This window comes from Agrobacterium vitis, assembly GCF_014926405.1.
Classification (GTDB): Bacteria; Pseudomonadota; Alphaproteobacteria; order Rhizobiales; family Rhizobiaceae; genus Allorhizobium; species Allorhizobium vitis_H.
Genome location: NZ_JACXXJ020000005.1, coordinates 577,046 through 601,493 on the forward strand (window position 1 = coordinate 577,046; position 24,448 = coordinate 601,493).

General features: G+C 59.0%; 19 protein-coding genes. 8 read left to right on the top strand and 11 right to left on the bottom strand.

What is annotated here, in order from left to right:
- Positions 1–62: 62 nt before the first annotated feature.
- The 9 genes from IEI95_RS13710 to IEI95_RS13750 form a co-directional block, all read right to left on the bottom strand.
- Positions 63–1,082: an ABC transporter substrate-binding protein gene (locus IEI95_RS13710; protein WP_156537005.1), complete on the bottom strand. Its 1,020-nt coding sequence runs from the start codon at positions 1,080–1,082 to the stop codon at positions 63–65.
- Positions 1,083–1,210: 128 nt separating this feature from the next.
- Positions 1,211–2,518 (bottom strand): guanine deaminase, encoded by a 1,308-nt coding sequence (gene guaD, locus IEI95_RS13715; RefSeq protein WP_156537004.1) that lies wholly within the window; start codon positions 2,516–2,518, stop codon positions 1,211–1,213.
- Entirely contained in the window at positions 2,518–3,750 is a 1,233-nt protein-coding gene (gene puuD / locus IEI95_RS13720) for a urate hydroxylase PuuD (RefSeq protein WP_156537003.1), read from the bottom strand. The genes guaD and puuD overlap by 1 nt, the downstream gene beginning before the upstream one ends.
- A 104-nt stretch (positions 3,751–3,854) precedes the next feature.
- On the bottom strand, positions 3,855–4,790 hold the full coding sequence (locus tag IEI95_RS13725) for a LysR substrate-binding domain-containing protein (protein WP_156537002.1): 936 nt from the start codon (positions 4,788–4,790) through the stop codon (positions 3,855–3,857).
- A gap of 344 nt (positions 4,791–5,134) precedes the next feature.
- Complete coding sequence (locus tag IEI95_RS13730) at positions 5,135–6,871, bottom strand: tetratricopeptide repeat-containing sulfotransferase family protein (protein ID WP_194416574.1); 1,737 nt, start codon at positions 6,869–6,871, stop codon at positions 5,135–5,137.
- Positions 6,872–6,935: 64 nt separating this feature from the next.
- Positions 6,936–7,739: a xanthine dehydrogenase accessory protein XdhC gene (xdhC, locus tag IEI95_RS13735; RefSeq protein ID WP_194416575.1), complete on the bottom strand. Its 804-nt coding sequence runs from the start codon at positions 7,737–7,739 to the stop codon at positions 6,936–6,938.
- Positions 7,736–10,081, bottom strand: a complete 2,346-nt coding sequence (xdhB, locus tag IEI95_RS13740; protein WP_156535664.1) for a xanthine dehydrogenase molybdopterin binding subunit — start codon at positions 10,079–10,081, stop codon at positions 7,736–7,738. Before xdhB ends, xdhC begins: the two co-directional genes overlap by 4 nt.
- A gap of 273 nt (positions 10,082–10,354) precedes the next feature.
- A complete protein-coding gene (gene xdhA / locus IEI95_RS13745) occupies positions 10,355–11,827 on the bottom strand; it encodes a xanthine dehydrogenase small subunit (protein ID WP_194416576.1) in 1,473 nt (490 codons plus the stop codon).
- 31 nt (positions 11,828–11,858) lie between these two features.
- Positions 11,859–12,629 (bottom strand): 3-hydroxybutyrate dehydrogenase, encoded by a 771-nt coding sequence (locus IEI95_RS13750; protein ID WP_015916794.1) that lies wholly within the window; start codon positions 12,627–12,629, stop codon positions 11,859–11,861.
- Between the two features lie 267 nt (positions 12,630–12,896).
- Between IEI95_RS13750 and glpK the strand changes: the two genes are divergently transcribed.
- The 3 genes from glpK to map all read left to right on the top strand — a co-directional run bounded on the left by glpK (position 12,897) and on the right by map (position 16,881).
- Positions 12,897–14,390, top strand: a complete 1,494-nt coding sequence (glpK, locus tag IEI95_RS13755) for a glycerol kinase GlpK (protein WP_194416577.1) — start codon at positions 12,897–12,899, stop codon at positions 14,388–14,390.
- A gap of 310 nt (positions 14,391–14,700) precedes the next feature.
- Entirely contained in the window at positions 14,701–15,726 is a 1,026-nt protein-coding gene (locus IEI95_RS13760; RefSeq protein WP_156535661.1) for an LLM class flavin-dependent oxidoreductase, read from the top strand.
- A 405-nt stretch (positions 15,727–16,131) separates the two neighbouring features.
- Positions 16,132–16,881: a type I methionyl aminopeptidase gene (map, locus tag IEI95_RS13765; protein WP_156535660.1), complete on the top strand. Its 750-nt coding sequence runs from the start codon at positions 16,132–16,134 to the stop codon at positions 16,879–16,881.
- A 64-nt stretch (positions 16,882–16,945) separates the two neighbouring features.
- Here map and IEI95_RS13770 read toward each other — a convergent pair whose 3' ends face one another.
- The gene (locus IEI95_RS13770) at positions 16,946–17,176 is read right to left on the bottom strand and encodes a hypothetical protein (RefSeq protein WP_060719926.1); all 231 of its coding nucleotides are present in this window, start codon (positions 17,174–17,176) and stop codon (positions 16,946–16,948) included.
- A 198-nt stretch (positions 17,177–17,374) separates the two neighbouring features.
- Between IEI95_RS13770 and IEI95_RS13775 the strand changes: the two genes are divergently transcribed.
- Together IEI95_RS13775 and sbmA are read left to right on the top strand one after the other, a co-directional pair.
- Complete coding sequence (locus tag IEI95_RS13775; protein ID WP_194416578.1) at positions 17,375–18,580, top strand: YbfB/YjiJ family MFS transporter; 1,206 nt, start codon at positions 17,375–17,377, stop codon at positions 18,578–18,580.
- A 224-nt stretch (positions 18,581–18,804) separates the two neighbouring features.
- A complete protein-coding gene (sbmA, locus tag IEI95_RS13780; RefSeq protein WP_194416579.1) occupies positions 18,805–20,082 on the top strand; it encodes a peptide antibiotic transporter SbmA in 1,278 nt (425 codons plus the stop codon).
- Between the two features lie 37 nt (positions 20,083–20,119).
- On the opposite strand, the gene IEI95_RS13785 is transcribed toward sbmA, so the two are convergent.
- Positions 20,120–21,091 carry a polysaccharide deacetylase family protein gene (locus tag IEI95_RS13785; protein ID WP_194417298.1) on the bottom strand — a complete coding sequence of 324 codons (972 nt, stop codon included), beginning with the start codon at positions 21,089–21,091 and terminating at the stop codon, positions 20,120–20,122.
- A 275-nt stretch (positions 21,092–21,366) separates the two neighbouring features.
- On the opposite strand from IEI95_RS13785, the gene IEI95_RS13790 reads away from it, so the two are divergent.
- The 3 genes from IEI95_RS13790 (at position 21,367) to der (ending at position 24,441) form a co-directional block, all read left to right on the top strand.
- The gene (locus tag IEI95_RS13790) at positions 21,367–21,945 is read left to right on the top strand and encodes an NnrU family protein (protein ID WP_180606463.1); all 579 of its coding nucleotides are present in this window, start codon (positions 21,367–21,369) and stop codon (positions 21,943–21,945) included.
- Positions 21,946–22,189: 244 nt separating this feature from the next.
- Positions 22,190–22,861: a tetratricopeptide repeat protein gene (locus tag IEI95_RS13795; RefSeq protein WP_070149034.1), complete on the top strand. Its 672-nt coding sequence runs from the start codon at positions 22,190–22,192 to the stop codon at positions 22,859–22,861.
- Positions 22,862–23,016: 155 nt separating this feature from the next.
- A complete protein-coding gene (der, locus tag IEI95_RS13800) occupies positions 23,017–24,441 on the top strand; it encodes a ribosome biogenesis GTPase Der (RefSeq protein ID WP_156535656.1) in 1,425 nt (474 codons plus the stop codon).
- Positions 24,442–24,448: the final 7 nt, after the last annotated feature.

The window sequence follows — 24,448 nt, forward strand, 5'->3', positions numbered from 1 at the left end:
AGAGTGTGATCGTTAAAGGAGAGGGAAGGGCCGCCCGGCCAAGTGACTGGCGACCCTGAAAATCAGAACTTGGCGTTCTTGACGAATTCGGTCGTGTAGGTCTTGGACAGGTCGATCTTCTTGCCCTTGACGTTCTTGGAAAATTCCGAGAGCACGGCCAATACGGTCGGCGGGCCATCTTCCGGCATTACGCCATCGGGGGTGAACATGCCCTTGCCGGCTTCGAGAGCCTTGATATAGCCCTCCTTGTCGCCAACGTAGAAATCCTTCGGCATCTTTTCGGCGATTTCGGCCGCCGAATGGGTGTTGATGAATTTCAGCGTCTTTACGAAGGCGTTGGCAAGCTTCTGCACGTCTTCCTTATGTTCCTTGACCCAGGCGGTTTCCATGTAGAGCGAGGCGGCCGGATAGGTGCCGCCCAGTGCTTCGCGGGTCTTGTCCACGGTGCGCAGATCGACCAGAATCGAGGCTTCGCCGGTCTTCACCATGCGCGAAATCGTCGGCTCCGTTGTCATGCCGCCCTGGATGCTGGCCTGCTGCATGGCGGCAATGAATGTGCCGCCCGCGCCAACCGGAATGGTGACGATCTCGCCTGGCTTCAAGCCTGCCTTGGAGGCCATGTAGAGGGTGAGGAAATTGGTGGAAGAGCCAAGCCCGGTCACACCCAGCGTCTTGCCCTTGAAATCGGCAAAGCTCTTGATTTCGGGGTTCTTGGTCGAGACCAGCTGGACTTCGCCCGGTGCCTGGCTGAATTGTACGACGGATTCAACGAACTTGCCCTTGGCTTGCAGATCGACGCAATGGTCGTAGAAACCGACCACGCCGTGCACGGCACCAGCCAGAAGCTGGTTTTCCGCATCGACGCCAGCCGCTTCGTTCAGAAGCTCGACATCAAGACCTTCTTCCTTGAAATAGCCAAGGCTCTCGGTCAGCTTGGCGGGCAGATAGATCTGCTTTTCAAAACCACCAACCATAATGGTGATCTTTTCGGCAGCCTGCGACAGCGCGGTACTGGCCGTCAGGCTGGCGGCAGCGAGTGCGCACAGGGAAAGGGCGCGGAAAAATTGGCGTGTGGAACGCATGGATATTATCCTCCTCTGGGTCAGTCCCGTGGCGCGCTCCCCGGCGCGTCTCCTCCACGGGATGGTGGAGCGTTTGTAGCAGCGCTAGCTTTCAGTCAGCTTTCAGAGGCGAAAAAATCAACGGATTGTTAAATCCGCGGTTTCGACGCCACGCCCGCCACATAGGTTTCCACCACCACCCGGTCGTCGCCCAGCGTCTGCATCAGGAACAGTTCTTCGGTCAGCGAGGTCACGGCTTCCATTTTCAGCGCCATGGCCGGGGTGGCATGGGCGTTGAGCACCACCAGATCGGCCTCGGTGCCGGGGTCTAGCGTGCCAATCTTGTCGGAGAGCGACAGGGCCTCAGCATTGCCGAGCGTCATATGGTAGAAACTGTCCAGCGGGTTCAGCCGCTCGCCCAGCAATTGCTGGATCTTGTAGGCCTCATCCAGAGTGCGCAGCATGGAATAGCTGGTGCCGCCGCCGATATCGGTGGCAAGGGCAACGCGCACCGGCTTGTTCCGGCGCTGAATGGCTTTCAGCGGAAACAGGCCGGAGCCGAGGAACAGGTTTGACGTTGGGCAATGCACCGCGACAGAGCCTGACTCTGCGAGAGCGTCCGCCTCACGCTCCGAGAGATGGATGGCGTGACCGAACAGGGTTTTACGCCCGAGCAGGCCGTAGCGGGCATAGATATCCGTATAGTCAGTTGACTCAGGGTAAAGGCTGGCGGTGAACTCGATTTCCTCGCGGTTCTCGGAGAGATGCGTTTGGATATGCAGATCCGGGAATTCATGGGCCAGCGCCTGAGTGCGCTCCATCTGCTGCGGTGTCGAGGTGATGGCAAAGCGCGGGGTGATGGCAACAAGGTTGCGTCCGCGACCGTGCCAGCTTTCAATCAGTTCCTTGGTCTCGTCATAGCCGCTCTGTGGCGTGTCCAGCAGGCCCTGTGGCGCATTGCGGTCCATCATCACCTTGCCGGCGATCATCCGTGTGCCGCGACGGGCGCTCTCGGCAAAGAAGGCATCCGCCGAGGTTTTATGCACCGAGCAATAGGCCACCGCCGTCGTCGTGCCCTGGCGCAGGAACTCATCGAAGAAATGCGTGGCGATCCGCGCTGCATGCGCAGTTTCAACGAAGCGGCATTCCTCGGGGAAGGTATAGGTGTTCAGCCATTCCAGCAGGTTGGCGGCGTAGGAGCCGATCACCTGCATTTGCGGAAAATGTACATGGCAGTCGATAAAACCGGGCAGGATCAGATGCGGGCGGTGGTCAATCTCCACGGTCTGCGCGTCGGCCTCTGCCTTGACACTGTCATAGGCGCCGGAGGCGAGGATCAGGCCGTTTTCCACCAGAACGGCGCCATCGCTTTCATAGAGGTAGCTGGCGGTATCGGTGATGTCGCGGGGCTGGCTGCGGAAGGAGAGCAGGCGTCCACGGATCAGGGTCTTTGTCATTACGGGCTTTTGCCTTTCACAGCACTTTCATACCAGGCGACCAGCAGGGCGCGTTCCTGAGGGGTGACCTCCGAAACATTGCCGGGCGGCATGGCGTGGCTTCGTCCGGCCTGGATATAGATCTCCCGGGCATGCGCGGCAATCTCGGCATCGGTTTCGAATTTGACGTTCTTGGGCGCAAATGTCAGCCCGTCCCAGACCGGTTCCGCCGCATGGCACATGGAACAGCGCGCCTGGACGATATCGCGTGCCGTGCCAAAATGCGCGTCGGCCAGGAACTGCTGCTGCATGGGCGACAGTGCGGCATGCTCGCCTGAACCAGGTTTCTGCACGGTGGAAAGCCACATGATGATAATGAAGATCACCGTGGTCAGCATCCAGGTCCAGATCGGGCGGCCTTTGCGGGCGTGGGTGGTATTGAACCAGTGGCGGATGGTGACGCCCATCAGGAAGACCAGCGCGGCAATGATCCAATTATAGGCGGTGGCAAAGGCCAGCGGATAATGGTTGGACAGCATGAAAAACACGACGGGCAATGTCAGGTAATTGTTGTGCAGCGAGCGCTGCTTGGCAATCATGCCGTATTTCGGATCGGGTTTACGCCCCGCAATCAGATCGGCCACCACGACGCGCTGGTTGGGCATGATGATGAAGAACACATTGGCGGTCATGATCGTCGCGGTAAACGCGCCCAGATGCAGAAAGGCGGCACGCCCGGTAAACACCTGCGTATAGCCCCAGGCCATCGCGACCAGCAGGATATAGAGCAGGACCATCAGGCCCCAGGTATTCTTGCCGATCGGGGATTTGCACAACAGGTCGTAACAGATCCAGCCGATGGCAAGCGAAGCCATCGACAGGCCGATGGCCTGCGGCTGGGTGAGGTTGAGCACGCTGCGGTCGATCAAAAACAGATCGGCACCGCCGTAATAGACTACGCAGAGCATGGCAAAGCCGGAGAGCCATGTGGCATAGCTTTCCCATTTGAACCAGGTCAGATGCTGCGGCATCGAGGCGGGTGCCACCAGATATTTCTGCACGTGGTAAAAACCGCCGCCATGCACCTGCCATTCCTCGCCATAGACGCCCTCCGGCATGCCTGGGCGTTTGACGAGACCCAGATCCAGCGCGATGAAATAGAAGGAAGAACCGATCCATGCGATGGCGGTGACGACATGCAGCCAGCGGACCGCAAAAGCCAGCCATTCCCAGGCGATGGCGAATTCATACATGGTTGACCTCTTTGACTCTCCCGACCTGAGACATTGCAAAATACTGGCGGCCAAGGGAAGGGCACATTTTCGCAGATGTGCAAAAATATGTGCATGCGTATGTTTTAGGCAGATTGAGCGGGGCAGGACGTATGGACACCGTTCCGTTCGAAGGGTGGCAGGCTTGCGATCAGCCATTGGTGAAAGGCTTTGACCTTCGGCATGGTCCGGCGCGATGGCGGGTAAACCAGCCAATAGATCTGGTCATCACCTAGCAGCAGGTCGAAGGGCTGGATCAGACGACCGGATGCGAGTTCTTCCTCGACATAGAAGGGGCTGAGAATGGCGACACCATGCCCGGCCAAGGCCGCACCGGCTTGAAGGTCGAGGGCGCCCTGCGCGTCTAGGCCGATGGAGGCTGGCAGAGAGGATGCAATGCCTGCACTGTTAAACCAGTCCGCCCACCAATCCTCGCAACTGCTCACGCGCGGCAGTTTGAGGAGATCTGCGGGCTCGCGGATGCCACCAATGCTGTCGGCCAGCGCCGGACTGAGCATGGGGGTATAATCCAGTTTCAAAATCGGATGACAGATCAATCCGGGCACCGGCTCCTTGCCAATATGGATGCCGACATCGCCACCGTCACGGGCAAAATCCCGCTGCTTGCCATCGCTTCGCAGCAACCGCACGGCAATACCCGGATGCTGGAGTTGAAAGCTGCCGAGATGGCGCGCTAGCCAGTGGGAGGCGAAGGTCGGCGTGGAATGGATTTCCAGAACTTCGCTCGCCTCATGCCGCGCCAGTGCCACGGCCTCGCGCAGCAGCTCGAAGCCTTCCCGCGTTTTCGGCAGGAGCCGTTCTCCGGCCTCGGTCAGGCTGATCTGCCTCGATGCGCGCAAGAACAACAGCGCGCCGAGATTATCCTCCAGCAGTTTGATCTGGTAGCTCACCGCCGTCTGCGTCATGCCCAGTTCTTCGGCGGCGCGGGTAAAGCCATTGTGGCGGGCAACGGCCTCGAACACCCGCAGGGCATTGATGGGAAACTGTTTCGACAATTTCATTGGATAAGCTCTCTTTATGGATGAGCATAGTAATCCGATTGGATTGTTGAGGCAATTGCCGCCAATATCCAGATATCAATCTGGGTGCCGTGGCTGAATTCACGCCGCTGCCCGCCCGGTTTTACACATCAATAGATTTTAGGGAGCGCGGAGCATCATGCCATCTGCGAAAGCATTATCATGCCTTGTTGCGAGGCTTTTTAGCAGGATGATGAGTGGTCTTTTTGGTCGGAAAATCAGTCGTCTAAACCAAAACTTGCCAGAGGATCTGAGGCAGGATGTCGGCCTTGACGATAGGCTGCCTGAACAGGCCGCCGATGCTATCTGGTTGCCCGGCAGCAGGCTCAGGCATTTGCTGCAAGGCGTTCTTCGTTGAGCAATCCTGCCAGCGTCAACCCGGCGATCATCTCGCCTAGACGATGACGATAATGGGCGGTCTTTTTATCAACGCCGCTGTAAAGCCCCTGGCGGACCTGGGCGCTGCTGAGTGTCATCACCGCCCTGTCGGCCTTGTGGAAGTCGAGGCAGTTTGCGTCCCAGGGCAGGCCGCAAAAGGCCAGCAGGCGGCGGGTTTCGCCTTCCTGGTCGAGCGTCAATTGCTCATAGCCAAGCTCCAGCACATCGTCAGGAAATAGCGCTTGCCAATGGGCGCAGAGCCGCCGCTGGGCGGCGATATAGCGGGCGGTCTCGGCCTGATCGTAGCTATATTGCATGCCGTCACTGGGAAAATAGCTGGAATAAAGCGCAAAGCCGCTGGCCAGCGGATCGCGTTTCATGATGACGATCCTGGCGTCAGGAAACATCAGCTTGATAAAGCCGACCCAGAGGAAATTGACCGGCATCTTGTCAACAATCCGGGCATCTTCCGCCTTTTCCCGGACCGGAGTGATATAGCGCCGGGCCGCATCGTTCAGGGCCTTGGGAGTCACACTATCGGGGCCGCGCAGTGTCTGGCGGTCTGGCTCGAAGAAAGCGTCGGTGATCGCGTAGCTTAGCGTTTCCAACTCACCGGCGCCGTAGACATCGGCGTGGCTGGCAAGGATCTGTTCGGTCAGGCTGGTGCCGGAGCGGGGCAGGCCAACCACGAAGACCGGCCGGTCTGGTTGGAGATATCCCGCCTTGGCGATGCTGTCCTGCGTTGAGCGGACGAAATCGGCGGTGAACCGGGCCTCCAACGCATGCATCAGGTCAAGGTCCTGATCAATGGTATAGGCCGTGAATTGGCGTCGTCGTTCACGGTTGGCGTCTTCGAGATAGGTGAAGGCGTCGTCGTATCGGCTGACATCGTTCAGTGCCTTGTAAAGCGCAAAGCCGAGTTTCAGCCGTCGGGCAGGCTCATCTGCCAGCGTTGCATGCAGGGCCTGCATGACGGCGATATCTGGATCGTCTGGCCGGGCGCGGCTCAGCATGCCCAGCAGCAGATAGCTATCGACATGGGTGGGATCGAGGTCCAGTACCTTGCGATAGGCGGCTTTTGCCTGATCCATCCGCCCGACGCCCTGCAACGCCTGTCCCAGGTAAAAATGCGCCGTGAGGTCGCCGGGATGGGTGCTCACCGCTCTCTCCGCCAGCGCCAGTCCCTGCTCGAAATCACCTGCAATCAGGCTGCGGAAACTTTTGTCGTTCAGCGCCGCTAACTGGTTTGGGTCGTGGTTGAGGGTTAGATCATAGACCTCATTGGCCTCCAGATGGCGGCCAGCCTGTTTCAGGCAATGGGCAAGGGCGCTGTAGAGCGTGGCATTCGGGCCGCCTGCTGATAACGCGGCCTGATATTGGGTGATTGCGTCCGGCCAGCGCCCGTTGATCTGGGCCAGATCGGCAAGTCGGCTATGGGCGGATGGGTCGGCGTGGATCAATAGGACCGCTTGTAGAAGCTCTGTTGCCCCGGCATGGTCGTGAAGGCGGATCGAAATCTCGGCCAGATCGCGTGCGGCCTTGCAGGCCATTTGTTGCAGATCCTCGGCCTTGCGGCGGTCTTCTGGTGGCAATTTGGCCAGATCGGCAGGCTTATACTGGCGCGCCATGGCCAGCAGCGGTTCCAGTCTCTGACGCTGGGCCTGTAGCTTTTCCAGGGCGCTCATCGTGTCCGTTCTTTCATGTCCATTTCGGACCATGAATCGCAGATCAGCCCTGTGTGAGGCTGGTTTACAGCAGGCGGTTGACCAGTTCGGCGGCGACCAGCGCGGCGATGACAGGCGGGCGCTTGTCCTTGATAGCGCTTGCCCCGATCGGCAGGATCAGGCGGTCGAGTCTTGCCGGACTGTCGCCCTCGCGTTCCAGCCAATGGGCGAAGGTGGCGCGTTTGGTGGCAGAGCCGATCATGCCGATATAGGCGAGATCATCGCGGGCCAAGGCTTCGCGGGCAATCAGGAAATCCAGCGCATGGTCATGGGTGACGATGACAACGCCGCCGCCGGGGGCAATTTGCGCCACATGGCTTTCCGGCATCGCCGTGCGGTCGAGCGGAATGCCGCTTGGCACCTCGCCATCAATCGCGTCGCGCGCATCGATCAGCCGGGTGCGAAACGGCAGTGGCGCCAAGGCAGCGGCCAGCGCCAACCCGACATGGCCAGCGCCAAAAATGAAGACCTGGGGGAACGCCTGCCACGTCTGTTGCGCCAAGGTCAGCAGCTCTTGCCGCCGCTGCGGTGTCAGGAGAGAGAGCGTTAGTTTCACCCAGCCGCCGCAGCATTGGCCAATCGCCGGGCCAAGTGGCACATCCATCTCCGCCTGATCTTCGCGGGCCTCCAGCATGGCGCGGGCTTTTTCAATCGCCAGATATTCCAGCTGTCCGCCGCCGATTGTGCCAAGCACCTGATGGCGTGCCACCACCATCAGCGCACCAGCCTCGCGGGGTGTTGAGCCTTTGGCTTCAGTAACAGTCACCGCCACACAGTCAGCGTGGCGCGAGAGGAAGGCGGCAAGCACTGCGCCGGAAAGATCAGTCACGCGCGCTGTGCCTCTTTCAACCGCTCCACCGCCATCAATACCCGCTCCGGCGTGGCGGGCGTATCGAGGCGCGGGCAGGAGCGGTAATCGGCCACGCTTGCCACCGCCATGGAGATCGCTTCCAGCACCGAATTGGCCAGCATGAAGGGCGGCTCGCCAACCGCCTTGGAGCGGCCAATGGTGAGTTCGGTATTTTCCGCCCAGTCCGCCAGCTTGACGTTGAAGATTTTCGGCCGGTCGGAGGCGAGTGGGATCTTGTAGGTGGAGGGCGCGTGGGTGCGCAGCCGCCCTTTGCCGTCCCACCACAATTCCTCCGTCGTCAGCCAGCCCATGCCCTGCACGAAACCGCCTTCGATCTGGCCGATATCGATGGCCGGATTGAGCGATTTGCCGACATCGTGGAGAATATCTGTACGGTCGATAAGATATTCGCCGGTCAGCGTATCGATTGAGACCTCGGTGCAGGACGCGCCATAGGCATAATAATAGAACGGCGTGCCGCGCCCGGTCTCGCGGTTCCAGTGGATTTTCGGTGTCTTGTAAAAACCGGCAGCCGAGAGCTGGACGCGGGCAAAATAGGCCTGGCGGATGAAATCGGGGAAAGCAATTTCTTCACCGCCGACCCTGACACGATTGGGCAGAAACACCACGTCGGCCTGCGACACGCCCCATTTTTCCGCGGCAAACGCCACCAGCCGCTCCTTGATCTGGCGCACGGCGTCATAGGCGGCCATGCCGTTCAGGTCGGAGCCGGAGGAGGCGGCGGTGGCCGAGGTATTCGGCACCTTGCCTGTCGTGGTGGCTGTTATCTTCACCCTGTCGATATCAACCTGGAAGCCATCGGCAATCACCTGGGCCACCTTGGTATAAAGGCCCTGGCCCATTTCGGTGCCGCCATGGTTGAGATGGATGGAGCCATCCTGATAGACATGCACCAGCGCGCCTGCCTGGTTAAAGGCGGTCATGGTGAAGGAAATGCCGAACTTGACCGGGGTGAGCGCAATGCCCTTTTTGATCACCGGGCTTGTCTTGTTGAAGTCGAGGATCGCCGCGCGCCGTGCCTGATAATCGCAGGAGGTCTCCAGCTCTTCCACCACGCGGGCGATGATATTGTCTTCCACCTGCTGGTGATAGGGCGTCAGGTCGCGGCCAGAGCCGATCTCGCCATAGAAATTGGCTTTGCGAACCTCCAGCGGGTCCTTGCCCAGGCTATAGGCGATTTCCTCGATCACCCGTTCGGCCCCCAGCATGCCCTGCGGTCCGCCGAAACCGCGATAGGCGGTGTTGGAGACCGTATGGGTTTTCAGCGGCTGCGAGGTCAGCTTCACATGCGGGTAGAAATAACTGCTATCGGCATGAAACAGCGCCCGGTCGGTGACGGGGCCGGAGAGGTCTGACGAATAGCCGCAGCGGGCGGCGAAATTGGCATCGATGGCGTGTATACGGCCATCACCGTTGAAGGCGACGTCGAAATCCATTTTAAAATCATGGCGTTTGCCGGTAACGCTCATGTCTTCGTCGCGGTCCGGACGAAACTTCACAGCCCGGTTGAGCTTCTTGGCGGCCAAGGCCGCGAGCGCCGCAAATTGATTGCCCTGGGTTTCCTTGCCACCGAAGCCGCCGCCCATGCGCCGCACATTGACGGTGATCGCATGCGAGGAAATATCCAGCACATGGCCGACGATATGCTGGATTTCCGACGGATGCTGGGTCGAGGACCAGACGGTGACATCATCGTCTTCGCCGGGAATGGCCAGCGCGATATGGCTTTCCAGGTAGAAATGCTCCTGTCCGCCGATCCGCATCGCGCCTTGCAGCCGGTGCTCGGCCTTGTCCAGCTCAGTTTCCGGCGTGCCACGTTTCAGCACCATGCCTGGGGTGACGAGCGGCGCGCCGTTTTCCAGTGCGGCATCGATATCGGTCCAGAAGGGCAGGTCGCGGTATTCGATTTTGGCCAGCCGTGCTGCCTTGCGGGCTGCGTCGCGGGTCTCAGCGATCACCGCAAAAATGGTCTGGCCGTGAAACTCGACCCTGTCGGTGGCGATCAACGGCTCGTCATGGCGTCCACCGGAGGAGACATCGTTGGTGCCGGGAATGTCGCTTGCCGTCAGCACCGCGACGACGCCGGGATAGGCTTTGACGCCGGACAGATCGATAGAGAGAATGTCGGCATGGGCGCGATCCGCCATACCGAGCGCGCCGTGCAACAGACCGGCGGGTTCGGGAATATCATCGATATATTCAGCACTTCCAGCCACATGCTTATGGGCTGAATCATGGCGCAGCGATTGATGCATCGGCCCCTGGATGGCGGCAGTGGTGGTGAAAAGGGCCTTATCCATGGGGTTGGTTCCTTGCGTCAGCGTTTGAAACCGCTGCTGTTTTCATTCGGTCACGTGGCTTCGCCCCCCTCATCCCCCTGCCGGGACCTTCTCCCCGCCGGGGAGAAGAGACGAGTGGTGATGCCTTGCTCCAAGTGAAATGCCGCACTTGCCGTGTTCGAAAAGGTTGCGATATCAACGAGGCGCTGGCAGCTCGCGTCTTCTCCCCAGCGGGGAGAAGGTGGCGGCAGCCGGATGAGGGGGGCGAAGCCAATTGCCAGATGTTCATACCCATCAAACCCTCTCCACCGCAAAGCGTTCCAGTTCTTGCTTCTCGCCGGATGTTTCCAAAAAGAACCGCGTCAGCAGATTTTTCGCCGTCAATTGCCGGTAATCGGCGCTGGCCCGCCAGTCAGAGAGCGGCTGATAATCGGCATCAAAGGCGGCGCGGGCAGCCTCGATGCTCTCTTGGCTCCAGACTTTCCCCATCATAGCCGCTTCCACGGCCCGCGCCCGTTTCGGCGTTCCGGCCATGCCGCCAAAGGCGATGCGCAAGGTGGTGACGCGGGCTTGGCTGTCTTTTTCGAGATAAAAGGCCCCGCAAAGCGCCGAGATATCCTCATCGCGGCGCTTGGAGATCTTGTAGATGGCAAAGTCGCTTCCGGCCTTGGGGCGGGGCAGAAAAATACGCTCGACAAATTCGCCCGGCTGCCGATTCTGGCGGCCGTATTCAATGAAGAAGTCTTCCAGCAGCAAGGTCCGCGTTCCCGAAGCCGAGCGCAGGGTCACCGTCGCGCCAAGCGCGATCAGCGCCGGAGGCGTATCGCCAATCGGCGAACCATTGGCGATATTGCCGCCAATCGTGCCCATATTGCGCACCTGCTGGCCGCCGATCCGCTCGATCAACCGGCCAAAGGCGGGGATTTCCGCCCGCAGACAGTCGAAGGCGGCGCTGTAGCTGACGCCTGCGCCAAGGGTAATGCCGGTCTCATCGACAGTGATTTCCTGCAAGGCTTCCAGATGGTTGATGAACACCACGGGGCTTAACGTCCGCATCTGCTTCGTCACCCACAGACCGACATCGGTTGCACCTGCAACAATCGTTGCCTTGGGGTGAGCCGCCAGCACATTGACCAGCGCCTCGACGCTGTTGGGGACGATCAGGCTGCGACCATCATCTCCTTCAAGGGTGATGGTATCGGTGCTGGTCATGGCGTCCAGCGTGGCGATGATCTGCTCCCGTTCCCGTGCCAAAGGATCGAACAGCGCTGAGGGCCTTGTCCGGCCCATCTGTTCGGCGGCTTTGACGATGGGCTCATAGCCAGTGCAACGACAGAGATTGCCTTGCAAGGCCCGCTCGATTTCGGCCCGGCTGGGCGCTTCGCTGGTCAGCCATAGGCCGTAGAGCGACATGACGAAGCCGGGGGTGCAGAAACCGCATTGCGAACCATGGTAATCCACCATGGCCTGCTGCACCGGATGCAAGGTGCCATCCTTGGCGGCCAGATGCTCGACCGTCACCACATGGCTGGCGTTGAGCGAACCGATGAAGCGGATGCAGGCATTGACCGCCTCATAGCGCAGCACGCCCTTCACCAGCCGCCCGACCAACACCGTGCAGGCTCCGCAATCGCCTTCCGCGCAGCCTTCTTTTGACCCGGTTAGCCGCTTTGCCAGACGCAGATAATCCAGTAGCGTGCCGGTCGGGTCGGCGCTATCAAGCGTCACGGGCTGGTCGTTGAGCAGAAAGCGGATGCGGTTGGTCATGATGGCCTTTCGAAGCAATGCGTTGGAAAGATTACTGCGCCGTCCAGCCGCCGTCGATGGATAGGCTCGTGCCGGTGATCTGCTTTGCCGCATCGCTGGCAAGATAGAGTGTCATGGCGGCAATGTCCTCGACGGTGACGAATTCCTTGGTGGCCTGCAAATGCAGCATCACATCCTTGACCTCGCTTTCGGCAATGCCGCGCGCCTTGGCGGTATCGGGGATCTGCTTTTCCACCAGTGGCGTCAGCACATAGCCGGGGCAGATGGCGTTGACGGTAATGCCGCTTTGCGCCACTTCCAGCGCTACTGACTTGGTCATGCCGAGAATGCCGTGCTTGGCAGTGACATAGGCGGATTTGAACGGCGAGGCGACCAGGCCATGAGCCGAGGCGATATTGATGATCCGCCCATATTTTTTCGCCTTCATCGCCGGGATGGCGGCGCGCATGGTGTGGAAGGCGCTGGACATGTTGATGGCGATGATCTGGTCCCATTTGTCGATGGGAAATTCCTCGACGGGGGCGACATGCTGAATGCCGGCATTGTTGACGAGAACATCGATGCCACCGAATTCGGCGATGGCGGTTTCCACCAGTTCGGCGATTTCCTTGGGCTTGGTCATGTCGGCAGGGTGGTAGAGCGCCTTGCCGCCGCCCGCTTCCAGCTCCTTGCGGATCGACTCGATTTCACCGAGCGGGCCGAAACCGTTGATCAGCACATTGGCGCCTTCAGCCGCAAAGGCGCGGGCAATGCCAAGCCCGATGCCGCTGGTGGAACCGGTAATAACGACAGTTCTGGTCATGGCGTAACTCCCTGTGCGATGATTTTTCTGGTCTGGCCGTGTAGCGAAGCGGTCGGTTGCGCCGCAGCAAGGTTAAACCTATGCCCAAACCCCTGTCCTATGCAATTGTCCTGTGTCATCACATAGCGATGAAACCCAACAACAGATGGGGATGCGGAAACAGAGGCTTTGGGCCTTCGTTTGTTTTTCATTTTCGGTTTTGACTTGGCTTAAAACTTTCGTATCTTGATATAAGCGAAAGAAAGCGAAAACTCTGGGAGGAGTATCATGGGCGGTTTTGTGCTGGCGATTGACCAGGGAACGACGTCGAGCCGTGCCATCGTGTTTGATGGGGCGATGCGCATCGTTGGAACCGGCCAAAAGGAATTTTCGCAGATCTTCCCGCAATCGGGTTGGGTGGAGCACGACCCGGAAGCGATCTGGGACAGTGTCGTCAGCTCCATCCACGATGCGCTGGCCCGCGCCCGGATCACGGCAGGTGACCTTGCCGCCATTGGTATTACCAACCAGCGGGAAACTGTTGTGGTCTGGGATAAGGATACGGGCAAGCCGATCCACAATGCCATCGTCTGGCAGGATCGCCGCACATCGGCATTTTGCGAAACGCTGAAGCGCGACGGACTGGAGGCAACGTTCACCACCAAGACCGGCCTGCTGCTGGACCCGTATTTCTCCGGCACCAAACTGTCCTGGCTGCTCGACCATGTCGAAGGCGCTCGCGCCCGGGCAGAGCAAGGCGGCCTGTGCTTCGGCACCGTCGATACCTATTTGATCTGGCGGCTGACGGGCGGCAAAAGCTTCGTCACCGACGCCACCAATGCCTCGCGCACACTGATTTTCAACATTGCCGACCATGGCTGGGATGAGGAACTGCTGGCGCTGTTAAACATCCCCGCCGCCATGCTGCCGGACGTGAAGGATTGCGCCGCCGATTTCGGTGTGACCGACAAGGCGGTGTTCGGCGCGGCGGTGCCGATCCTTGGTGTGGCGGGCGACCAGCAGGCGGCCACCATCGGACAGGCCTGCTTTGCTCCGGGCATGGTCAAATCCACCTATGGCACCGGCTGTTTCGCGCTGCTCAATACCGGCGCGGACCGGGTGGTTTCGAAAAGCCGGTTGCTGACCACCATCGCCTACCGGATGGACGGCAAGACCACCTATGCGCTGGAAGGCTCGATTTTCATTGCCGGTGCCGCCGTGCAATGGCTGCGTGATGGATTGAAGGTGATTGGCGATGCGGCGGAAACCGGGCGGCTGGCGGCTGAAGCCGATCCCGGCCAGCCGGTCTATCTGGTGCCAGCCTTCACAGGTCTTGGCGCCCCCTGGTGGGACCCGGATGCACGTGGCGCGCTGTTCGGCCTGACCCGCAATACCGGACCGGCAGAACTGGCCCGCGCCGCGCTGGAAGCCGTCTGCTACCAGACCCGCGACTTGCTGGATGCCATGCACAAGGACTGGCAGAACGGCGAGGACGACATGGTGCTGCGCGTCGATGGCGGCATGGCAGCCTCCGACTGGACGATGCAGCGGCTGGCCGATCTGCTGGACGCGCCGGTGGATCGCCCCTCCGTTATTGAGACGACAGCACTTGGTGCTGCCTTCCTTGCGGCCAGCCGTGTCGGTCTGTGGTCCGGCATGGATGCGTTTGCCCGCGCCTGGGCGCGCGACCATCGGTTTGAGCCGGTCATGGATGCCGAGACCCGCACGGAAAAGCTCAGAGGCTGGCGGGATGCGGTCAGACGGACGCTGACGGCGGGTTGAGAAAATGATTCAGGTTGATTTCGCAATGAATCAAAAACCTATGGAAAGCCATTGATATTTATAGGTATTTATTGAAGCCTTGACCTGCTCCGAGGCTTGTTCTTGCTTCAAACTCCCATTCATTGAACGCTGCGTTCTCATCCCAGGGTTTGCCAAGCGGCTCATTTGCACTTACCTGCCTACTGCATAATTCTTTAAACCGGAATCGGTTTGAAGAGAAAATTATGCAGCAGATATAAGGAGCTACAGCGAACCTTTGTGCGCCATGTATGGCGCACGGCGCTGTAGTGAACAACTGAGGATGCGACTCATGGAACTTGGCCTTTACACCTTCGCGGATGTGGACCCTGCGGCACCCAACAAAGGGCTGGAGGCCAAGCGGCGGGTGGATGATCTGCTGGAGGAAATCCGGCTGGCGGACGAGGTTGGGCTGGATGTCTTCGGTCTTGGCGAACACCACCGGCCCGATTACATGGCCTCTTCGCCTGCGACCATTCTGGCGGCGGCGGCTGTGCAGACCAAAAATATTCGCCTGACCAGCGCGGTATCGGTGCTGAGTTCCGATGATCCGGTGCGGGTGTTCCAGCAATTTGCCACCGTCGATCTGCTGTCCAACGGGCGGGTGGAGATGATGGCCGGGCGCGGCTCCTTCATCGAAAGCTTTCCATTGTTCGGCTATGATCTTGATGATTATGATCTTTTGTTTGCCGAAAAGCTGCAATTGCTGATGGAGATCCGCGACAACGAGATCGTCACCTGGGAAGGCGAGACCCGCAAGCCGATCCAAGGTCGCGGCGTCTATCCGCGCCCCTTGCAGGACCCGCTGCCGTTGTGGATCGCGGTCGGTGGCACGCCGCAATCGGTGGCGAGGGCTGGCTATCTCGGCCTGCCGCTGGCCATCGCCATCATCGGCGGTGAACCGCGCCGCTTTGCGCCGCTGGTCGATCTCTACCGGCAGAGCGGGGCGAAGGCCGGGGTCGATCCGTCCGCCTTGAAAACCTCGATCAATGTGCACGGGTTCATCCATGACACCACGCAATCGGCTGCCGATATCTTCTACGCACCGCAGGCCGAAGTCATGGACCGGATTGGCCGGGAGCGCGGTTGGGGGCCGGGCAATCGTGCCCAGTATGACGCAATGCGCGGGCCGCATGGGGCGCTGTTTGTCGGTGATCCCGAGGCGGTGGCCGAAAAGATCGTCGCCCATCACGCTCTTTTCAAAAACGACCGCTTCCTGCTGCAAATGGCCATCGGCCCGATGCCGCACAAGGATATCATGCGCGGCATCGAGCTTTATGGAACGAAGGTTGCGCCATTGGTGCGCAAGGCGCTGTAATATCGTACAGAAAACTGGAATCCACAGTACACGACTCAAGCGTTTGTTATGCTGGCCCACCCTTACCCCCTGCCGGGAGCTTCTCCCCGCCGGTGTGACGAGATGTGATGCAAGGTTTTGTTCTTTCAACGTTCACTTGAGGTTCAGTGCTATCAGCGTGGCCTCTTCTCCCCTGCGGGGAGAAGGTGGCGGCAGCCGGATGAGGGGGTGGCGAAGCCCCGAAATGTTTGCGTCGTGTCCTGTGAACTGGAATCTGCACAATGCTATAGCTTTTTGTTTTTGCATCGGATTTATCCGAAAACCGGTTCTTAACTTTCGGTCCGATGCTGTGGCCATGGCTTGACGCCGGTCGGCGCGGGGGCGTAAGCAGCGGCAAAATCCGCAAACGCTCATGAAAGTCCAACAATGATCATCTCCAGCGACGAGGAACTCCAGCACTTGAAGGAGATCGGGTATCTCTGCGCGTTGGCCATGAAAACCATGGGTGCGGCGCTGGAGCCGGGCATTACCACCCGCGAGCTGGACCTGATCGGACGCAAGATACTGGAAGACAATGGCGCGCAATCGGCCCCGGAATTCTGCTATCAGTTTCCCGGTGCCACCTGCATCAGTGTCAACGAGGAAGTGGCCCATGGCATTCCGGGTGATCGGGTGATTGCCCGCGGCGATCTGGTCAATATCGACGTTTCCGGCGTTAAGAACGGGTTTTTCGGCGATACCGGCTCATCCTTCATCGTGCCGCCGGGCAAGCCGAAGATCGAAAAATTGCTGCGGGATGGCAAGCGGGCGCTATTTCTCGGTGTCACCCAGGTCAAGACCGGCGCGCCCTTTGCCAGTATCGGCCAGGCCATCGGCGCTTTTGCCGCCAAGAACCGCTACACGCTGATTGCCAACCTTGCCAGCCACGGCATTGGCCGCGAGCTGCATGAGGAACCGCGCGAGCTGTCCACCTGGGCCGACCCGGACGAAACAAGGATCATGGAAGAAGGCCAGGTCTTCACCATCGAGCCTTTCCTGTCGCTTGGCGGTCAATGGGCCGAGGATGGCGATGACCCCTGGACGCTCTACAGCGACCCGAAAGCGCCGACCGTGCAATTCGAGCATACGGTGGTGGCAACTCGCAATGGGCCGCTGATTTTGACGATGGCGGAGTGATAGGACGGCGGAGTGATACCAAAAGTCATTTCAATGACTTTTGGTCGTTCATTCAAATATGGCGTCAGCTCGCAAAGCTGACCGCAACGCCCTTTTTCTTGAAATAGGCCTGCATGATCTTGCGGCCCTGACGATTCGGCTGCGCAAGCTTTGCCGCCTCAAACACCGCTTCCTTGGCGCCTTCGCGGGCCATGGCGGCCTTGAGAGCGGCGATATGCACATCGATCTCCTCGTTATCGTTGTTGATCGAGGTGTAGATATTGTCGATGGCCTGTTGCAGGCTGAGGTCGCTCATAATGCACTCCTTGGAATTTTCTCCCTCCACTAGCGATTTTTGCGATTTCAGCAAGCTTTAGCGATAAGAAACTGTCGGCTTGAAGCACGACCGGGCGTTTTTTAGGATGGTGGGGAACCCGGGAGTCCCTATTTCCTTTGATGGCTCAATCAGTATTTTTGGTTTGTGGGGCCAAAGCGGCGATGCGATAAGCAGCCCATGACGATCACGCCCTCCCGACATGCCCATCTTATCTTCACTGCGCTTGCCGGTGCGCTGGCCATGGCGGCGGCCATGGGCTTTGGCCGGTTTTCCTTCACCCCCATTCTGCCGGGGATGATGACCGATCTTCATCTTCTGCCCGCCGATGCGGGCCTGATCGCGGCGGCAAATTTCCTCGGCTATCTCTTGGGAGCCGTGCTGGCCGGTCAGGGTTGGGCGGCGGGGCGTGAAAGGTTGATTGCGTTGTCTTCGCTTCTGGCAACCAGCCTGCTTTTAGCCGCCATGGCGCTGACACAGCATGTTGGCTTGTTCATGGTGATCCGCTTTCTGTCAGGCGTGGCAAGTGCCTTCGCGATGATCTTCACGAGTTCGATTGTGCTTGCATATATCGGTGCCCATGCCAGCGTCCAGGGTGGCGAATATGCGCAATCCACACATTTTGGCGGGGTGGGCCTGGGGATCGCCGCGTCGTCCCTCATGGTCTACGCATTGCCGCACCTGTTTGGGCCGCATCTGTTTGGCGCCTCCGCCGGGTGGCGGCTGGACTGGCTGGCCGGGGCGGGACTGACCTTTGTTGTCTTCCTTGTCGTCAGCCTGCTTTTGCCACGGGTGCGCAAAACTGAGGTGAGGGCCGAGCAGGAGCCGCCGCTTTCCTGGGGCAGGCCATTTCTTTTGTTGTTTGCCTCCTACGGCCTGTTCGGCTTCGGCTATGTGGTGACGGCCACGTTCATCGTCACCATGGCTCGTATGGCCAATGCGGGGCCGGTGGCGGAATTTCTGGCGTGGTTTCTGGCGGGCATCATGGCGACGGCCTCGCTGTTTGTCTGGCGCCCGGTGCTGGACAGGGTCGGCCTGGCGGGTGCCTACAGCCTTGCCCTGCTTCTGGCAGCCATTGGGGTTTTTGCCTCGGTTGGATTGCCGGGCATGGCTGCCCCGCTGGTGGGCGCAATGCTTCTCGGCTTTACCTTCATGACGATTACCGCCTATGGCCTGCGGCTGGCCAGAACCCTTGCGCCAGCCAGTCCCCGCAAGGCCCTGTCGATCATGACGGCGGCTTTCGGCGTCGGGCAGACAATCGGGCCGCTGGTCGCCGGTTGGCTTGCTGCCATCAGCGGCAGCTTCGCGCTGCCAAGCCTTGTTGCAGGCGCTGTATTGCTGGTCAGCCTCATTCTGGCCGCAAGCCTGTGGAGAAAGACGGTCTGAAGACCTTTGCAGCGATTACAAATCGTTAAGGTGGTATTCCCACCATTGCTGCACTGCGGCTTCTGGCATAGTTTGCCGCGCTACAGCATCGGACCGAAAAGTGGAAACCGGTTTTCGGGTCAATCCGATGCAAAAACAAAAACCTATAGCATCGTACTGATTCCGGTTTTCTGCACGATGCTATAAGGCCGGCCACGACCATATCTTCAGGAAAGCGAGACCCCGTGTTTCACTCATTCTTCCCCAAGCCGAAATTGTTCTTCACTTCGGCTCTCGTCTGGACGCTTGTTGCGATCTTCGGCTGGTATCTATTCGCTGAGGGACTGGGAGGCAGTCTCGGTTTTGTGTCGCCGGAAGGCACGGCGGAACCCTATGACCTGACCTATTTTCTGATGCCGGAAAACCTGTGGTTCTACTTCTATTTTCTGCTGTGTCTCGGCGTGTTCGGCGCGGTCTGGAGCGTGATTGCCAGAGATCACGAATGGAAGCTCTGGTCGATATGGGGTTCCATGCTGATCATCGTTGTTACCTATTTCGGCGTGCAGATTTCCGTGGTTATCAATAATTATCGCCGCCCTTTCGGCGACTTGCTGCAAAATGCGCTCGCGCAAAAGCCGGGCATAACAATATGGGATTTCTACAATCTGCAGATCATTTTCGTGCAGATTGCCTTTCTCAGCATGTTCGTGTCGATCCTGTCGGACTTCTTCACTAGCCATTATATTTTCCGCTGGCGCACGGCGATGAACAATTTCTACATGTCGAAGTGGGAGAAGCTGCGCCATATCGAGGGTGCTTCGCAGCGTGTTCAGGAAGATACCATGCGGTTTTCCTCGACACTCGAAGGCCTTGGCATAAGCCTTGTCAATTCGGTCATGACGTTGGTTGTTTTCCTGCCAATCCTGTTTTCTTTGTCGTCATACGTGGGCGAACTGCCTGTCATAGGCGAAATTCCGCATGCGCTCTTTTGGCTTGCTTTGTTCTGGTCGGCCTTCGGTACCGTTTTGCTAGCCGTCGTTGGCATCAAGCTTCCAGGGCTAAATTTCCGCAATCAGCGCGTCGAAGCCGCCTATCGTAAAGAACTTGTTTATGGTGAAGACCATGAAGATCGCGCTCAGCCTATAACCGTGAAAGAACTGTTCGGAAATGTTCGGAAGAATTATTTCAGAATGTATTTCCATTATCTCTATTTCAACGTTGCTAGATATTTCTATCTTCAGGCGGATGCGTTGTTTTTGACTTTCATATTGGTGCCGACCATCGTCGCCGGCAAGATTACCTACGGCATCTTTCAGCAGATCCTCACAGCCTTTGGTCAGGTTAGCAATTCCTTCCAATATCTCGTGACCTCCTGGACCACGATCATCGAACTGCTCTCCATCCACAAGCGCTTGAAAGCCTTTGAGGCGGCCATCGACGATCAGCCGTTGCCTGACATCGACCAGCGCTATCTGGCGCGGGAAGAAATCGACGGCGAGATTGCGGCTGATAAGCCCTACTGATCAAGGGTGGCTTTCACCTAAAACGAAGACTCGGCACCTAAAACGAAGACCCGGCCGGATTTTTCCGGCCGTTCTGTTTTTCCAATATCGCCACAGCTTGCGAATAGCTGACGCAAGCGACATCCTCGCGGTGGCAGACATCCGTCACCAGTCGCTCCACTGCCCGCCAATAGGCGCCGCCGTTCATCAACACGAAGTGGAAGCCGAACTGCACAGGTTTGCGGTCGCCACTATATTGCGCCTCGAAGGCGGTTTTGAAGGCTTGATAGGTGCGCTCCTCAAATTCGGCGCTTTTCGACGGGTTGTCGAAGCCTGCAGAATGACGCACAAACATGTTGTAATCCATGCCGATGATCGGGCGGTTGCCCGGTCCTTCCGCAATCAGCGGCAGGCCAAAGCGGGTGAGAGTGCCGTCCTGTTCGGGCGCTTGTGGGCCTTTGGTGACGAGACTGGCGTCATAGAGAAAGCCAGCCTGCTTTTCGGCCTCCACCATGCCCTTGCTGGTCGAGAGATACGGTGCGCGAAACCCCTTGATGCCGGTCTTGACAAACTCCTGCCAGCCTTCCGGTTCCTTGTCAGCCACGCCATTCTGTTTCCAGGCCCCGGCCATCACGGTCTTTGCAGTCGAAAATTCGCTCAGCCAGTCCGCCTTGCTCCAGTCCTTGCCGTCGAAATGGCCGCAGGCATGGCTGGAAATGTCGTGACCGGCGAGGTGGGCGGCCCAGATGTGCTGAAGCCTTGCCGCAGCATCGGCCTCGTCAGGGGCAAAACCGACATTGGATTTGCCGGGCTTCTGGCCGGGCGCTTGATAGGCTTTCGAGGCTGGCCCTCGGGCAATCAGCGTCGTGCAGGACAGAAAATAGGTGAAATGCGCATTGGCTCGGCTGGCGATCTCGCCGCTGCGCTCCCACAGCCGGTTATCGGCAGCACCATCGAAGGAAATCAGCAGCAATTGCTTGGGCTTTTGCGGCGCGTCCGCCGCGTTCTGGGCAATGGCGATGCCCGGCATGCAGAGCGCGGCCAGGATGGTTCGAAGCGATGAGGAGAAAAGCGGGCGAAACGGTGCCAAGCGAACAACCTTGTTGTGAACATTTGCCGCTTCCTGGCGGGCAAATGCGGCGAAGCTTTGATCGACCGTGTGGCTCATCGGGTTCGGTTTTCTTCCATCCGGTCGCACGCCTCCGGCATTTTCGGGAGTTTATCGCTATCCCCCCAGATTATGCAGGCTGGTCAAGACGAAGCCGAGCGGCTATCTCTATGCTCTCTCATTCGCGGGGATTTTTTATGCTTATTCTTGTTCTCGGTCTGTTGTTTTTCACATTGGTGCATCTCACCCGGACGATTGCGCCGGGCTTTCGCGATTCCATGGTGGCCCGCCTCAGCCTGAACGGCTGGAAGTCGCTGTTTTCAGTCCTGTCGCTGCTGGGCATTGCCATTATTGCCTATGGCTACAGTATCGCGCCAGTCGTCAATGTCTGGTTTCCACCCGCAGGCATGACCCATCTGACGCTGACCCTGATGGTCATCGCGATGATCTGTCTGGTGGCCAGCCTGCTCCCGGCTGGCCATATCGCGGCAAAAACCAAGCATCCCATGGTTCTCTCTGTGAAAATCTGGGCGCTGGCGCATCTTCTGTCCAACGGAGACCTGCGCTCGATCCTGCTGTTCGGCTGGTTGCTGGCTTGGGGCGTCATCCTGCGGATTTCGCTGAAGCGCCGGGAGCGGGCAGGCCTGCTGGTGCGCGCACCGTTCGTGTCGGCCAAATACGATATCTATGCCGTGGTTATCGGCCTGGTCGCCTATGTCGCTATCCTTCTCAAGCTGCATGAAGTGCTGATTGGCGTGTCGCCATTGCCGATGTAATCGCGCTTTTTGATGGGGAGATGGGTGTTTTGCCCTTCTCCCCCTTACATCGGCGCAAAAATCGGGTAGAAGGCCACATCGTCCATCCCAGAATAGTCACTGGCGGGCTGCAAATGGCAATTTCTGCGCTCCCGGTGCTCACGTACGTCAAGTACGTTCCGCTCCGGTTCTCGAAATCGCCAATTCTGGACCGGACGATGGCAAGCGTAAACGATGATACAGGCCCAGATATCCGGACAATGTAATGGCAAATCAGAACGACAGCTTTATCCGCGAAGTTAATGACGAGCTTCGCTCCGAACAGATGCGCCGTTTCTGGCGGCGTCTGGGGCCAGTGTTCATTGGCATTGCCGTGTTGATCGTGGTTGGCACCGCCGGATACCGGCTTTATGATTATTATACGGATGACCGTGCCTCCAAGTCCGGCGACCGCTTTCTGGCGGCGACCAAGCTGGCGACAGATGGCAAGAATGATCAAGCACTGAGCGATCTGCAAGCCCTGGAAAAAGACGGGTTCGGCGCCTATCCGGTGCTGGCGAAGCTGCGGGCGGCCTCTCTTATGGCTGAAAAGGGCGATGCCAAGGCGGCGATCGATGCCTTTACCGCCATCGGCAAGGATAACAGCGTTCCGCAGGTGATCCGCGATGTCGCCCATATCCGCGCCGCCTGGCTGCTGATCGACAACGGCACCTATGAACAGGTGTCCGCGGAGGTCGAAGCGCTGGCGGTTCCCGGCCAGGGCCTTCGCCATTCCGCCCGTGAGGCGCTTGGTCTAGCCGCCTATAAGGCCGGACAGATGGAACGCGCCCGCGAATGGTTCCAGCAGATTACCGAGGACAGCGAAGCGCCGCGCAACGTGGCCAACCGCGCCCAGATCATGCTGGACAATATCGCTGCCGCCGGCAAGGCGTCCTGACACTTTCAACGGGCTGCTACGCAACGCTGTTGCGCCGCCGCCCGACATGCCATCACGCATCGGATCGAAAACCGCTTCACAGGTTTCGCTCCGATGCGCTACTGTTTTAAAGTCCGCTTGAAGACGGGCTGGATATAACCGGATACCAGATTATCATGAGCTTTACCGTCGCCATCGTCGGACGTCCCAATGTCGGCAAATCCACCTTGTTCAACCGTCTGGTCGGCAAGAAACTGGCGCTTGTCGATGACACGCCGGGCGTAACCCGCGACCGGCGGCCCGGTGAGGCCAAGCTGGTGGACCTGCGCTTCCACATCGTCGATACCGCCGGTCTGGAAGAGGCGGGTGCTGACACGCTGGAAGGCCGGATGCGCGCCCAGACCGAAATCGCTATCGACGAGGCTGATCTGTCGCTGTTCGTGGTCGATGCGAAAATGGGCCTGACCCATGTGGACAAGGCGCTGGCCGATATGCTGCGCAAGCGCGGCAAGCCGGTGGTGCTGGTTGCCAACAAGTCTGAAGCCCGTGGTTCGGATGGCGGTTTTTACGACGCCTTCACGCTTGGGCTTGGCGAACCGGTGCCGATTTCCGCCGAACATGGCCAGGGGATGATCGACCTGCGCGACGCCATTGTCGAGGCTATCGGCGTGGATCGCGCTTTTCCCGAAGACGATGACGACGTGGCCGAGACAGATATTATCCTCAAGCCCACCGTCGAGGGTGAGGATGACGAAGAAGATCTGGCCTATGACGACACCAAGCCTTTGCGCGTTGCCATTGTCGGGCGCCCGAATGCCGGTAAATCAACGCTGATCAATCGCTTCCTGGGCGAGGACCGGCTGCTGACCGGCCCGGAAGCCGGGATTACCCGCGATTCGATTTCGGTCGAATGGGACTGGCGTGGCCGCACCATCAAGATGTTCGACACAGCGGGGATGCGCCGCAAGGCGCGGGTGATCGAGAAGCTGGAGAAGCTGTCGGTGGCCGATACATTGCGCGCCATTCGCTTTGCCGAAACCGTTGTCATCGTTTTCGATGCCACCATTCCCTTTGAAAAGCAGGATATCCAGATCGTCGATCTGGTGCTGCGCGAAGGCCGTGCCGCGGTTCTCGCCTTCAACAAGTGGGATTTGGTGGAAGATCCCCAGGCGGTGCTGGCCGAGTTGCGGGAAAAGACTGAGCGGCTGCTGCCGCAGGCGCGCGGTATCCGTGCCGTTCCGATGGCTGGCCAGACCGGTTACGGTCTTGAAAAGCTGATGCAGTCGATCATCGATACCGATATGGTGTGGAACAAGCGGATCTCGACCGCCAAGCTCAATCGCTGGCTGGACAGTGTCCAGACCCAGCATCCGCCACCGGCGGTTTCCGGTCGCCGGTTGAAGCTGAAATACATGACCCAGGTCAAAGCCCGGCCGCCCGCCTTCATGATTTCCTGTACCAGACCCGATTCAGTGCCGGAAAGCTATATCCGCTATCTTACCAACGGCTTGCGCGCCGATTTCAACATGCCGGGCGTGCCGATCCGCATTCATCTGAAGGCGTCGGAAAACCCGTTCGAGAATAAGCGCAAAAGGCGCTGATTCAACT

Bases quoted from the DNA above. Each gene is read 5' to 3' on its own strand.
- IEI95_RS13710 (WP_156537005.1), bottom strand. From the start codon at position 1,082: ATGCGTTCCACACGCCAATTTTTCCGCGCCCTTTCCCTGTGCGCACTC.
- guaD (WP_156537004.1), bottom strand. From the start codon at position 2,518: ATGACAAAGACCCTGATCCGTGGACGCCTGCTCTCCTTCCGCAGCCAG.
- puuD (WP_156537003.1), bottom strand. From the start codon at position 3,750: ATGTATGAATTCGCCATCGCCTGGGAATGGCTGGCTTTTGCGGTCCGC.
- IEI95_RS13725 (WP_156537002.1), bottom strand. From the start codon at position 4,790: ATGAAATTGTCGAAACAGTTTCCCATCAATGCCCTGCGGGTGTTCGAG.
- IEI95_RS13730 (WP_194416574.1), bottom strand. From the start codon at position 6,871: ATGAGCGCCCTGGAAAAGCTACAGGCCCAGCGTCAGAGACTGGAACCG.
- xdhB (WP_156535664.1), bottom strand. From the start codon at position 10,081: ATGGATAAGGCCCTTTTCACCACCACTGCCGCCATCCAGGGGCCGATG.
- xdhA (WP_194416576.1), bottom strand. From the start codon at position 11,827: ATGACCAACCGCATCCGCTTTCTGCTCAACGACCAGCCCGTGACGCTT.
- IEI95_RS13750 (WP_015916794.1), bottom strand. From the start codon at position 12,629: ATGACCAGAACTGTCGTTATTACCGGTTCCACCAGCGGCATCGGGCTT.
- glpK (WP_194416577.1), top strand. From the start codon at position 12,897: ATGGGCGGTTTTGTGCTGGCGATTGACCAGGGAACGACGTCGAGCCGT.
- IEI95_RS13760 (WP_156535661.1), top strand. From the start codon at position 14,701: ATGGAACTTGGCCTTTACACCTTCGCGGATGTGGACCCTGCGGCACCC.
- map (WP_156535660.1), top strand. From the start codon at position 16,132: ATGATCATCTCCAGCGACGAGGAACTCCAGCACTTGAAGGAGATCGGG.
- IEI95_RS13770 (WP_060719926.1), bottom strand. From the start codon at position 17,176: ATGAGCGACCTCAGCCTGCAACAGGCCATCGACAATATCTACACCTCG.
- IEI95_RS13775 (WP_194416578.1), top strand. From the start codon at position 17,375: ATGACGATCACGCCCTCCCGACATGCCCATCTTATCTTCACTGCGCTT.
- IEI95_RS13785 (WP_194417298.1), bottom strand. From the start codon at position 21,091: ATGCCGGGCATCGCCATTGCCCAGAACGCGGCGGACGCGCCGCAAAAG.
- IEI95_RS13790 (WP_180606463.1), top strand. From the start codon at position 21,367: ATGCTTATTCTTGTTCTCGGTCTGTTGTTTTTCACATTGGTGCATCTC.
- IEI95_RS13795 (WP_070149034.1), top strand. From the start codon at position 22,190: ATGGCAAATCAGAACGACAGCTTTATCCGCGAAGTTAATGACGAGCTT.
- der (WP_156535656.1), top strand. From the start codon at position 23,017: ATGAGCTTTACCGTCGCCATCGTCGGACGTCCCAATGTCGGCAAATCC.